We start from the raw sequence: 12,274 nt of genomic DNA, 5'->3' as shown, positions 1-12,274 counted from the left end.
CCTTCATCCGTTGCAGACCCAAGGACACCTGTCCGAAATGCGATCCCGTACGTGATCGACCAGCGCCATCAGGAGGATCCGCCATGGCGGTACCCGAGACGACCGACGAGCAGCGCGCCGAGCAGATACTCGACGTGTTCGACACAGCCTTCGGAGAGCTGCTCGCGGCCGACCCCGCCGCCTTCCAGGTCAAGTTCCGGAAGATGGCGGCCTCGGCCTTCGCCTTCTACCGGGGCACCGCCTGCCTCTTCTACGCCGACCTGGAGCACGACCGGCACGGCGGCCCGTACCTGGACGAGCAGACGGGCCGGGTGTGGATCCACGGCGACCTGCACGCCGAGAACTTCGGCACGTACATGGACTCCAACGGCCGGCTCGTCTTCAACGTCAACGACTTCGACGAGGCCTACGTCGGCCCCTTCACCTGGGACCTGAAGCGCTTCGCCGCCTCCGTCGCCCTGATCGGCTACACCAAGGCCCTCGGCGACGACCAGATCAGCGAGCTGGTGCGGGTCTACGCGGACGCCTACCGGGAGCGCATCCACCACCTGGCCACAGGGGGCCGGGCCCGCTACGAGGACGTGGTTCCCTCCTTCACCCTGGACACCGCCGAGGGCGCGCTGCTCTCCGCCCTGCGCTCGGCCCGCTCCCGCACCCGTTTCTCCCTGCTGGACTCGATGACGGAGATCCGCGACCACGAGCGCCGCTTCTCCGACGGCGGGGGCGCGATCGAGCTGGACGCGGCCACCCGGTACAAGGTGCTGGCCGCCTTCGACGGGTACCTGGAGACCCTGCCCGAGGAGTCCCTGGTCCGCCCGGACTCCTACCGGGTCAAGGACGTCGTGGGCCGCCGGGGCGTGGGCATCGGCTCGGCCGGCCTGCCCTCGTACAACATCCTGCTGGAGGGCCACAGCGACGCGCTGGAGAACGACGTCGTGATCTACCTCAAGCAGGCGCAGACCCCGGCCGTGTCCCGGCACATCACCGACCGGTCGGTGCGCGAGTACTTCGAGCACGAGGGCCACCGCACGGTGATCTCGCAGCGCGCCCTCCAGGCACACGCCGACCCGTGGCTGGGCTGGACGGAGCTGGACGGGGCCGGGCAGCTGGTCGCGGAGGTCTCCCCGTACGCGGTGGACCTGGACTGGTCCGACCTGGACGACCCGGAGGAGATCGCGTCGGTCGTCGCGGACCTGGGCCGGGCCACGGCCACCATGCACGCGGCGGCCGACGCCGCGGAGAGCGGCCACTCCCTGGTCCCCTTCTCCACCGAGCGGGCCATCGACGCGGCGATCGCCGCCGACGAGGAGGGCTTCGCGACGCTCCTGGTGGACTTCGCGCACGCCTACGGGGCCCGGGCGCGGGCCGACCACCAGATCTTCGTGGACCTGTTCCGCAACGGCCGGATCATGCCGTAGGTCCGGGACCGCGACGGCCCCGGGGCCCTGGATTCACAGGGAGGCATGAAAGACTCGCGACGATGGACATATCAGGGGCAGGACCGAGGGCACTGAGGGCCGCGCTGTTCAGCGCGCTCGTCGTGCTGCTCTCGGCGGGCTCCCACGTGCTCCTGTCCCGGGTCCCGCTGCCGCCCGCATTGGCCGCCGGGGCCTTCGCGGGGGTCTTCGCGATCGCGTTCGCGCTGGCGGGCCGCGAGCGCGGCTTCGGACCGATCGCCGGGCTGCTGGTCCCGCTGGAACTGGCCGCCGACACGGTCTTCACCGCCGGGCAGCGCGTCTGCTACGGCCCCGCGGGCGGTCCGGTCTCCGGGCCGCTGCACGCGCTGGGCCTGGACGAGCTGTGCGGCGGCACCCCGGTGGGCGGCTCGCTGACCACCGTGGCCGGCCCCGTCGGCGACCCCGCCGCCCTGCTGGCCGCCCCCGGGCCGTGGACGCCCTGGCTGCTGCTGGGCGGACACGTCGGCGTCGGGCTGCTGGCCGCCGCGTGGCTGCGGCACGGCGAGCGGGCCCTGGCCCGGCTGCTGCGCGCGGTGGCCGCCCTGGCGTTCCGGCCGCTGCTGCTGGCGGTCGCCTCGGTGACGGCGGGCGCCGGGCCCGCCGGGCGGGCGCCGCGCCGGCCGTTCCCGGGCGCGGGTGCCCGTACCCGCTTCCCGGCGCATTCCGTGGGACGGAGGGGACCTCCCGTACGCGCGGCGCTCGCGAGCGCCTGACACACGTACGGCAGTCCCTTCCCCCGTCCTTCCACGTCCCACGGAGATCGTCATGAGCTCACGCAACAGCCAGCAGAACAAGGCCGCCGCCCGCGAGAAGCTGCGCGCCGAGCGCGAGAAGCAGGCCAAGAAGGACAAGGCCCGCCGCCAGGTGTTCGTGGCCGGCGGGATCGTCGCCGTCCTGGCCCTGGCGGCGGGCGTCGGCTACCTGGTCGTCAAGGGCAACGAGCCCGGCTACTGGGAGAAGGCCGCCGACGCCACCCTGGTCAAGCCGAAGAACACCGAGGGCGCGGACGGCCTGACCGTCGTCATCGGCAAGCCCGAGGCCAAGAAGACCCTGGAGATCTACGAGGACTCCCGCTGCCCGGCGTGCGCCGCCTTCGAGCAGTCGTCCGGCGAGCAGGTCAAGAAGGACGTCGACGCCGGCAAGTACAAGCTCCGGTACTTCGGCGCCACCTTCATCGACAACGCGTCCAAGGGCGAGGGCTCCAAGAACGCGCTGAGCGCGCTGGGCGCGGCGCTGAACGTCAGCCCGCAGGCCTTCCTCGACTACAAGGCCGCGCTGTACTCCAAGGCCCTGCACCCCGACGAGAGCGTCGACAGCTTCGCCAAGGACGACTACCTGATCAAGGCCGCGGACACGGTTCCGGCGCTCAAGGGCAACGCCGAGTTCAAGAAGGCCGTCGAGGACGGTACGTACGACCGGTGGGCGATGGACATGTCGAAGGCCTTCAACAAGTCCGGGGTGACGGGCACCCCGACGCTGAAGATGGACGGCAAGAAGATCGACACCCCGGCGACGCCGGAGGCGTTCACGGCCGCGATCGACAAGGCCCTGGCCGGCTGATCCGTCCGCATCCGGCCGCAATTGTGCGGACAACGGGTGGGTGAACTCCCAGAGTTCGCCCACCCGTTCCCTTTTCGAGACTGTTCCTGGCTGAATACTGATCAGTAATATGACCGCCCGTGACCAGTCATCTCACCCCCTCCGCCGACGGCGCCGCCACGGCCGCCCGCCCGGCACATCCGCGCCGCCGTTCGGTCGTCCTGGCCGCCGCCGCCACGGCCGCGCTCGCGCCGATCGCCGCGCTCGGCGCCCCCGCCGCCCACGCGGCCGGATCCGCCCCCGCCTTCCTGCACGGCGTCGCCTCGGGCGACCCGCTGCCCGACGGGATCCTGCTGTGGACCCGCGTCACCCCGACCGCGGAGTCCGTCCCCGGCTCCGGCCTCGGCCCCGACACCGCGGTGGGCTGGGAGGTGGCCGAGGACAAGGCCTTCTCCCGGATCGTCGCGAGCGGTTCCGTCACCGCCCGCGCCGCCGGCGACCACACCGTCAAGGCCGACGTGCGCGGACTGCGCCCGCAGACCCCGTACTGGTACCGGTTCACCGCCGGCGCCACGGTCTCCCCGGCCGGGCGGACCCTGACCGCCCCGGCCGCCGACACCCGCACCCCCGGCGTGCGCTTCGGCGTGGTGTCCTGCGCCAACTGGGAGTCGGGGTACTTCTCGGCGTACCGGCACCTGGCCGCCCGCAGCGACCTGCACGCGGTCCTGCACCTCGGCGACTACATATACGAGTACGCCACCGGGACCTACCCGGAGGCCAAGTACGTCGTGCGCCCGCACGAGCCCCGCAACGAGATCGTCTCGCTGGCCGACTACCGCACCCGGCACGGCAAGTACAAGACGGACGCCGACCTCCAGGCCCTGCACGCGGCGCACCCGATCGTCGCCATCTGGGACGACCACGAGTTCGCCAACGACTCCTGGTCCGGCGGCGCGGAGAACCACACCCCCGGCGCCGAGGGCGACTGGGCGGCCCGCGCGGCCGCCGCCAAGCAGGCCTACTTCGAGTGGATGCCCGTCCGCCCCTCCATCGCGGGTACCGTCTACCGGCGGCTGCGCTTCGGCACCCTCGCCGACCTGCACCTGCTGGACCTGCGCAGCTTCCGTTCGCAGCAGGCGAAGGTCGGAAGCGGCTCGGTGGACGACCCCGAGCGCACCATCACCGGACGGGCCCAGCTGGACTGGCTCAAGGCGGGCCTGGCCTCCTCGAACGCGACCTGGCAGCTGGTGGGCACCTCGGTGATGATCTCGCCGCTGGCCTTCGGCGCGCTGCCCGCGCACCTGCTGAAGCCGCTCACCAAGCTGCTCGGCCTGCCCGAGGGTGGAATAGCGATCAATGTGGATCAGTGGGACGGCTACACGGACGACCGCAGGGAACTCCTGGGCCACTTGAAGGAAAAGAACATCAAGAACACGGTGTTCTTGACCGGCGACATCCACATGTCGTTCGCGAACGAGCTCCCGGTGGAGAAGGCGACGTACCCGGGTTCGGGCACGGCGGCGACCGAGTTCGTGGTGACCTCGGTGACCTCCGACAACCTCGACGACACGCTGCACGTCCTGCCGGACACCCTGTCGCTGGTCGCGGAATCGGCCGTCAAGGCCGCGAACTGGCACGTGAAGTGGGTGGACATGGACGCCCACGGATACGGCGTCCTGGACGTGACGGCCGAGCGCTCGCAGATGGACTACCACGTGGTTTCGGACAAGCGGCGGCAGGACGCGACCTCCTCCTGGGAGCGCTCGTACCGCACGCTGAACGGCACGCAGAAGGTGGAGCGGGCCGACCGCCCGGTTTTCTGACGTACCGTCAAATCTGCTGTCGGTAGGGGTTTCTGGCGCAAGACCAGGGGCCCCTACCGCACCATCGGCAACAAATCTTTAACCTCCGGGTACTTGCCAACTGAATGACATGCACACGTAAGCTTCCGGCCAGCGTGAGGAAATACCTCACCCCCCACCACGCTTCGCGAGGAGTCAACGTGCGCGCTGTTGCCCGCATATCCCCCCTGCTCCGCCGCCGCCTCATGGGCACGGCCGTCCTGGCCTCCACCCTGGCCTTCGCCCCGCTGACGGCCCCGACCACGGTCGCCGCCGCCGCGGCGAAGACCCCCGCCGAGGTCTGTGCCGAGCAGGGCTCCGCCCCTGCCAACGCCCGGGTGGCGCGCCCCAAGGACCACCACGCGGCCGACCCCAACGAGGTCAGCGACGCCCAGGTCAAGTCCATGGACGCCGACCTGAAGAAGAAGCTCGCCCAGCTCCAGCTCTCCCCGCAGCAGAGCGAGGGCATGCGCGCCGGCGCGGCGGCCGCCGTCACGACCATCCCGGTCTACGTGCACGTCATCACCTCCGGCACCACCGGCAAGCTGACGGCCGCCCAGATCAACAACCAGATCTCGGTCCTCAACGCGGCCTATGCGGGCCAGGGCACCGGCAACGTCAACTCCGGCTACCAGTTCAGCCTGGCCGGGACCGACTACACCGACAACTCGACCTGGTACAACGTCTCGGACGGCACCAAGGCCGAGAAGGACATGAAGAACGCCCTGCGCAAGGGCGGCAAGAACGCGCTCAACCTCTACACCGCCAACCTCGGCGGCGGGCTCCTGGGCTGGGCGACCTTCCCCAGCTCCTACGCCTCGGCGCCCAAGATGGACGGCGTCGTCATCCTCAACTCCTCGCTGCCCGGCGGCTCCGCCACCAACTACAACGAGGGCGACACCGCCACCCACGAGGTCGGCCACTGGATGGGTCTGTACCACACCTTCCAGGGCGGCTGCTCGGGCAGCGGCGACTCGGTCTCCGACACCCCGGCCGAGGCCAGCGCGGCCTTCGAGTGCCCGACCGGGCGCGACACCTGCACCGCGCCGGGCGCCGACCCGATCCACAACTTCATGGACTACACGTACGACTCCTGCATGTACCAGTTCACGGCCGGCCAGGTGTCGCGCATGAAGAGCATGTGGACGGCCTACCGCGCCTGACCCGCGGCCGGTCCTCCCCGCTCCATCCGCTCCACCGCGCCTCCCGCGCGACCGGCAGGGCCCCCGGCATCACCGCCGGGGGCCCTGCCCGCGTCCGTCCCGCGGACCCGCGTCCTACAGGCCCGCTTCCTACAGACTGTCGAGGAAGCCGAGCGCGACCTTCCAGGTCTCCTCCGCCGCCTCCGCGTCGTAGTCGTCCAGGTCCGGGTCCGTGAACAGGTGACCGGCCCCCGGATAGGTGTGCACCTCCACGTCCGCCCCGGCCCGCCGCATCCGCAGGTACCAGGCGGTCAGCCAGTCGTGCGGCTCGAAGGGGTCCGGGTCGGCGACGTGCAGCTGCACCGGCAGCTCATCGGCCGAGGCGTCCTCGTCCAGGTCCGCCGTGCCGTGCAGGAGCAGCAGTCCGCGCGCCTTGTCGTCGGCCAGCGCCAGGTGCTGGGCGACGGAGCCGCCGTAGGAGAAACCGGCGTAGACCAGACCCCGGTCGGAGTACGGCGCCACGGCCAGGACCGCCCGCTTGAGCAGCTCGTCGCGGCCGACCTCGTCCTGGTGGGCCATCCCCTCCTCGACGGTCGCGAACGTACGCCCCTCGAAGAGGTCGGGCACCTGGACCTGATGCCCGGCCGCGCGCAGCCGGTCGGCCGCCGCGTGCACCGCGGGCCGCAGCCCGTACGTCGAATGGAAGAGCACGATGTTCATGCCTCCCATCGTGCCATTCACGGCGAAGGCGGGAGTGGCGGGACCCGTCGCGGTTAGGTTCTGGGTATGGAGATGGAGAACGTCCTGCGTCCCGTCGTGGCCCTCGCGGCCGTGCTGGTCCTCACCCTGCTCGCCGGGTGGCTGCTCGACCTGCTGCTGCGCAAGGCGGACGCCCGGCACACCGAGACCCCGCTGTGGGAGCTGCTGCGCCGCTGCGTCCCGCCCTTCCGGCTGGTCCTGGCCACGGGCCTGCTGCAGGCCTCGTACCGGCGGGCGGGCGTCTTCCCCGCCCACCGGGCCGCCGTCGGTCACGTCCTGGCCCTGCTGATGATCGCCTCGACCGCCTGGCTCCTCGTCCGGATCGCCACGGCGGTCGTGGACTCCGTCTACTCCCGCTACGCCGCCTCCCACCCCAACGAAGCCCGGGTCCGGCGCGTGCGCACCCAGGTCACCCTGATCCAGCGGGTGCTCGTCGCCGTGGCGGTGGTGGTCTCGGTCGCCGCGATGCTGCTGACCTTCCCCGCCATGAGGGTGGCCGGCGCCTCGATGCTGGCCTCGGCCGGCGTCCTCGGCATCGTGGCCGGCATCGCCGCCCAGTCCACCCTCGGCAACCTCTTCGCCGGACTCCAGATCGCCTTCGGCGACACCGTGCGCATCGGGGACACCGTGGTCGTGGACAAGGAGTGGGGCACGGTCGAGGAGATCACCCTGACCTTCCTCGTGGTCCGCACCTGGGACGAACGCCGCATCACGATGCCCGTCTCGTACTTCACCAGCAAGCCCTACGAGAACTGGTCGCGCGGCGGCGCCGAGATCACCGGCACCGTCTTCTTCCACCTCGACCACGCGGCGCCGGTCGCCCTGATGCGGGACAAGCTCGCGGAGCTCCTCAAGGACATCCCCGAATGGGACGGCCGCACCGGTTCCCTCGCCGTCACCGACACCACCCCGAACACCATCGTGGTGCGCGCCGTCGTCACGGCGAGGAACGCCGACGAGGTGTGGACCCTGCGCTGCACGGTGCGCGAGCAGCTGGTCACCTGGCTGTCCGCCCAGCACCCGTACGCCTTCCCCCGCGTCACGACCTCGGAGACCGACCCCCGCCCCTAGCCAGGTCGGGGGCGGACCGGTCAGAACGTCAGGCGCAGCAGCGCGCCGCCGCCGGGTGCGGCCTGCGCCGTCAGTTCCGCCGCGTGCGCCCGCGCGATCTGCCGGGCCATCGCCAGCCCCAGTCCCGAGCCCGGCAGGGCGCGGGCGGTCCCGGCCCGGTAGAAGCGGTCGAAGACGTACGGCAGGTCCTCCGCCGCGATGCCCGGACCGTGGTCGCGGACCGTCAGCTCGGGGGCGCCGCCGTCGCGGACCGTCAGCTCCACCTCCACCGGCAGCCCCGGCGGGCTGAACTTCGCCGCGTTGTCCAGCAGGTTCCCCACCAGGCGGCTCAGCCGCGCCGGCACCCCCGGCACCACCGCCTCGGCCGTCTCCACACGGAACTCCACGGCGGGCCAGTGCGCCCCCGCCGCCTCCGCGCAGTGCCGCACGAGGAGGTCCAGCCGCACCTGTTCGACCAGCGGCGTCGGCTCCTCGTCCCGCGCCAGCTCGATCAGGTCGTTCACCAGCCCCGTCACCTCCCGCAGCTGGCGCCCCAGCGCGGCCGCCGCCCGCTCGCGCTGCGCCGTGGTCAGCCGGTCGCCCCGGGCCAGCAGTTCCGCGTTGGTCCGCAGCGCCGTCAGCGGGGTCCGCAGCTCGTGCGACGCGTCCGCGACGAGCCGCCGCTGCGCGGTGACCGACTGCTCCAGTTCCCCGAGCATCGTGTTGAAGCTCCCGGCCAGCCGCGTGATCTCGTCCTCCCGCCCCGGCGGCGGCAGCTCGATCCGGTACCGCGGATCCCGGGTCGCGGCGATCCGCTCGGCCATCGCGGTCAGCCGGGTCACCGGGGCGAGGCCGGTCCGGGACACCCAGTGGCCGAGTACGGCGGCCAGCAGCACCCCCGCCACCGCCGTCAGGACCAGCCACCAGGCGGCCTCCTCCGTACCCCCCTCGACGCTGTCGGCCCGCAGCGCCACCTGGAGGGCCCGCCCCTCGGCGTAGTCGGTGGTGAGCATCCGCGCGGGATGCCCGTCCACCGTGATGTTGGAGAAGTACGGGGCCCGCGTGCCGGCGGCGACCTGCCGCGCGGCCGGGGCCACGGGCAGCAGCCCCGGCGCGGGCGGGTCCTGGGCCGGGTCGGCCGGCACCACCTCCGCGCACGCGGGGGCGGCCAGAAAGCGGCACTCCCCCGCCAGCGTGCCGGGCACCTCTGCGGGGTGCCGCTGGGCGGCGAGCCGGGCGGACTGGGTCAGGTTGAGATCGAGCTGCCAGTACAGGGCGTCCCGTACGACGAAGAGCGCGGTCACGCACACCACGACGGTCACCAGGGCCACGGCCGCGGTGACGGACAGCGCCAGCCGGGTCCGCAGCGGGCCCCGCCTGCGCCAGGACGCGGCGCGCCGCCGCCGGTCACCGCGTTTCACGCCGTGTCCAGCCGGTAGCCGACCCCGTGCACGGTGTGGACCAACCGTGGCTCGCCCCCGGCCTCCAGCTTCCGGCGCAGGTAGCCGACGTACACGGCGAGCGAGTTGGAGTCCGGCCCGAAGTCCTGCCCCCACACCAGTTCGAGGATCAGCTCGCGCGGAAGCACCTGCCCGGGGTGGCGCAGGAGCAGTTCCAGCAGCGCGGCCTCGGTCCGGCTGAACTCCAGCAGCCGCCCGCCCCGTCGGCCGGTGCGGGTCCCGGGGTCCAGGACGAGGTCGTCGAAGCCCAGCGGGGCGGCGCCCGGGGGCTCGGGGGCGGCCCGCCGCAGCAGGGCCCGCACCCGCGCGACCAGCTCGTCCAGAGCGAACGGCTTGACGAGGTAGTCGTCGGCCCCGGCCTCCAGCCCGTCGACGCGTTCGCTGACGGAGTCCAGCGCGGTCAGGACGAGCACGGGCGTACGGTCGCCCATCGCACGCAGCTGCCGGCACACCCCCAGCCCGTCGAGCACCGGCATCAACACGTCCAGGACGACCGCGTCCGGCCCCCAGCGCGCCACCTCGGACAGCGCGGCCAGCCCGTCCGGCGCTCCGCGCACCTCGAACCCCTCGATGGCCAGGCCGTCTTCCACCGCGGCCCGCACCTCGGGCTCGTCGTCGACCACCAGAATCCGCTGCCTCATAGGACAAAGCCTGCCAAAGGAAGCGATGAGAACCTCTTAGAACCTTCTTAGGACGCACCGCGAGTGTGCGTCCATGACCACTCGACACACTCCTGCGGCACTCTCCGTCGTGATCGGTGCGGGCGGCACCGGCGGCCACATCTACCCGGGGCTCGCCCTCGCCGAGGCGCTGCGCGCGGCCGTCCCGCGGGCCGTGGTCTCGTTCATCGGGACCGAGCGGGGCCTGGAGACCGAGCTGATACCGGGCGCCGGCTACCGCCTGCACACCGTTGACATGATCCCCTTCGACCCGGCACTGGGCGCGAAGCGGTACCTGCTGCCCGCGGCGCTGCTGCGCTCGGCGCACCAGGCCCGTTCGGTGATCCAGGCGCAGGGCGCGCACGCCGTCGTGGGCATGGGCGGCTATCCGAGCGCGCCGGCGGTGCTCGGCGCCCGGCTGGCCGGGCTGCCGGCCGTGATCCACGAGTCGAACGCGGTGCCCGGCCGGGCCAACCGGTTCGCCGCCCGGCTCACCCCGCACATCGCGGTGGCCTTCGACCGCAGCCGCGCCCACCTGGCGGGCGGCGCGAGGGCGCTGACCACCGGAATGCCGATCTCCGCGGCGCTGGCGGGGCTCGCGGACCTCCCCGGACCGGAGCGGGCGGAGCTGCGCGCCGAGGCCCGGCACGCCCTGCGGGTCCCCCCGGGGCGACGGCTGGTGGTCTTCAACGGCGGCAGCCTGGGCGCCGTACGCCTCACCGGGGCGGCCGTCGCGCTGGCCGGGCTCTGGCAGGGGCGGGACGACGTACAGCTGCTGATCAAGACGGGCCCGGCGGCGCTGCCCGACACGGTGGCGGACCTCACCGCGACGGGCGGGCGGCGGATCGCCGGGGCCGTGCCTTACCTGGACCGCATGGACCTCGTCTACGCGGCCGCCGACCTGGTGGTGTGCCGGGCGGGCTCCGCGACGGTGGCCGAGCTCGCGGCGACCGGGGTCCCGGCCGTGCTCGTCCCCTACCCGCACGCCCCGGGCGACCACCAGACGCACAACGCCCGGGTGCTGTCCGACGCGGGCGCGGGGCTGCTGCTGTCCGACGCCGAGGCCACCGCCGAACGCCTCGCCGCGCTCATCGGCCCGCTGCTGGCCGACCCGGCCCGGCTGGCGTCGATGGCCGGCGCCGCCGACCCCGGCCCGCACGCGCGGGCCGCCGAACTGCTGGCCGCGGAGGTCCTCCGCGTGGCCGGCGTCCAAATTCCCACCCTGGAGCACGCATGACCACGAACTGGACCGACCGCACCGTCCTCGTCACCGGGGCCGAGGGCTTCATCGGCTCGACGCTGGTGGACCTGCTGGTGGCTCGGGGCGCCCGGGTCCGCGCCTTCGTGCACTACAAGCCGTACGCCGAGAAGGGCCACCTGGCCCGCTACCTCGCCGACCCCGACGGCCCGGTGGAGATGTGGGCGGGCGACGTCCGCGACGCGGGCCGGGTCAGCGACGCGGTGGCCGGCTGCGACACCGTCTTCCACCTCGCGGCGCTGATCGGGATCCCGTACAGCTACGCCTCGCCGGGTGCGTACGTGCAGACGAACGTCACCGGCACGCAGAACATGGCGGAGGCCTGCCGCCGGCACGGCGTGCGCCGTCTGGTCCACACCTCCACCAGCGAGGTCTACGGCACGGCCCGCACGGCGCCCATCGCGGAGGACCACCCGCTCCAGCCGCAGTCCCCGTACTCCGCCTCGAAGATCGGCGCGGACATGATGGCTCTCTCCTTCCACCACGCCTTCGAACTGCCGGTGACGGTGGTGCGCCCCTTCAACACCTACGGCCCGCGCCAGTCGGCGCGCGCGGTGATCCCGACGATCCTGGCCCAGCTGCACGCGGGCGCCCGCGAGGTCCGCCTCGGCTCCCTGTCCCCCACCCGGGACTTCACGTACGTGACGGACACGGCCGAGGGCTTCCTCGCGGTGGCGGAGTGCGACCGGGCGCTGGGCGAGGTGGTCAACCTCGGCTCCGGCCAGGAGATATCCGTCGGCGACCTGGCGCAGGCGCTGATCACGGCCTCGGGCCGGGACGCGGAGGTGGTCGTGGACCCGTCCCGGCTGCGCCCCTCGGGCAGTGAGGTCCAGCGCCTCCTCTCGGACAACTCCCGCGCCCGCGCATGGGCGGGCTGGAAGCCCGAGGTCTCCCTGCCGGAGGGCCTGCGCCGCACTTCCGACTGGATCGCGGCGAACCCGCACCTCTTCGCACCGGACCGCTACCAGGTCTAGTGCCGCGCGCCTCCCGTCCCGGGGGGGGGGGCGCGCCCCGCCCCCGCGGCCCGGCCCCGCGCCCGGGCGGCGGCGCCCCCCCCCCCCCCCCCCCCCCCCCCCCCCCCCCCACCCCCCCCCCCCCCCCCCCCCCCC

Annotated in this window: 11 protein-coding genes; 8 read left to right on the top strand and 3 right to left on the bottom strand. The window is 73.0% G+C overall.

The features are described 5' to 3' along the window. Positions 1-83 precede the first annotated feature (83 nt). The 5 genes from ACEPPI_RS22950 to ACEPPI_RS22930 all read left to right on the top strand — a co-directional run bounded on the left by ACEPPI_RS22950 (position 84) and on the right by ACEPPI_RS22930 (position 6,000). The gene (locus ACEPPI_RS22950) at positions 84-1,418 is read left to right on the top strand and encodes a DUF2252 domain-containing protein (protein ID WP_373917130.1); all 1,335 of its coding nucleotides are present in this window, start codon (positions 84-86) and stop codon (positions 1,416-1,418) included. A 62-nt stretch (positions 1,419-1,480) separates the two neighbouring features. Further along, complete coding sequence (locus ACEPPI_RS22945; protein WP_373917129.1) at positions 1,481-2,170, top strand: hypothetical protein; 690 nt, start codon at positions 1,481-1,483, stop codon at positions 2,168-2,170. Between the two features lie 52 nt (positions 2,171-2,222). Then, complete coding sequence (locus ACEPPI_RS22940) at positions 2,223-3,017, top strand: DsbA family protein (RefSeq protein ID WP_373917128.1); 795 nt, start codon at positions 2,223-2,225, stop codon at positions 3,015-3,017. Between the two features lie 119 nt (positions 3,018-3,136). Next, a complete protein-coding gene (locus tag ACEPPI_RS22935) occupies positions 3,137-4,819 on the top strand; it encodes an alkaline phosphatase (protein ID WP_373917127.1) in 1,683 nt (560 codons plus the stop codon). A gap of 224 nt (positions 4,820-5,043) precedes the next feature. Further along, positions 5,044-6,000: a zinc metalloprotease gene (locus ACEPPI_RS22930; RefSeq protein ID WP_373917157.1), complete on the top strand. Its 957-nt coding sequence runs from the start codon at positions 5,044-5,046 to the stop codon at positions 5,998-6,000. A 129-nt stretch (positions 6,001-6,129) separates the two neighbouring features. On the opposite strand, the gene ACEPPI_RS22925 is transcribed toward ACEPPI_RS22930, so the two are convergent. After that, positions 6,130-6,708, bottom strand: a complete 579-nt coding sequence (locus ACEPPI_RS22925) for a dienelactone hydrolase family protein (RefSeq protein ID WP_373917126.1) — start codon at positions 6,706-6,708, stop codon at positions 6,130-6,132. 63 nt (positions 6,709-6,771) lie between these two features. Here ACEPPI_RS22925 and ACEPPI_RS22920 point away from each other — a divergent pair, with 63 nt between their 5' ends. After that, positions 6,772-7,809 (top strand): mechanosensitive ion channel family protein, encoded by a 1,038-nt coding sequence (locus tag ACEPPI_RS22920; RefSeq protein WP_373917156.1) that lies wholly within the window; start codon positions 6,772-6,774, stop codon positions 7,807-7,809. A 20-nt stretch (positions 7,810-7,829) separates the two neighbouring features. Here the strand turns inward: ACEPPI_RS22920 and ACEPPI_RS22915 are convergent, their stop codons facing one another. Both ACEPPI_RS22915 and ACEPPI_RS22910 read right to left on the bottom strand, forming a co-directional pair. After that, a complete protein-coding gene (locus ACEPPI_RS22915; protein WP_373917125.1) occupies positions 7,830-9,209 on the bottom strand; it encodes a sensor histidine kinase in 1,380 nt (459 codons plus the stop codon). Next, positions 9,206-9,889, bottom strand: coding sequence for a response regulator transcription factor (locus ACEPPI_RS22910; protein WP_373917124.1), 684 nt, complete (start codon positions 9,887-9,889; stop codon positions 9,206-9,208). Before ACEPPI_RS22910 ends, ACEPPI_RS22915 begins: the two co-directional genes overlap by 4 nt. A 73-nt stretch (positions 9,890-9,962) precedes the next feature. Here ACEPPI_RS22910 and ACEPPI_RS22905 point away from each other — a divergent pair, with 73 nt between their 5' ends. Further along, complete coding sequence (locus tag ACEPPI_RS22905) at positions 9,963-11,144, top strand: glycosyltransferase (RefSeq protein ID WP_373917123.1); 1,182 nt, start codon at positions 9,963-9,965, stop codon at positions 11,142-11,144. Next, a complete protein-coding gene (locus ACEPPI_RS22900; protein WP_373917122.1) occupies positions 11,141-12,139 on the top strand; it encodes an SDR family NAD(P)-dependent oxidoreductase in 999 nt (332 codons plus the stop codon). Before ACEPPI_RS22905 ends, ACEPPI_RS22900 begins: the two co-directional genes overlap by 4 nt. Positions 12,140-12,274 lie beyond the last annotated feature (135 nt).

This window comes from Streptomyces sp. AB3(2024) (assembly GCF_041862025.1).
Taxonomy (GTDB): Bacteria; Actinomycetota; Actinomycetes; order Streptomycetales; family Streptomycetaceae; genus Streptomyces.
Note: the sequence above shows the minus strand (reverse complement) of the source record. Positions and strands in the feature narration are given on the sequence as shown.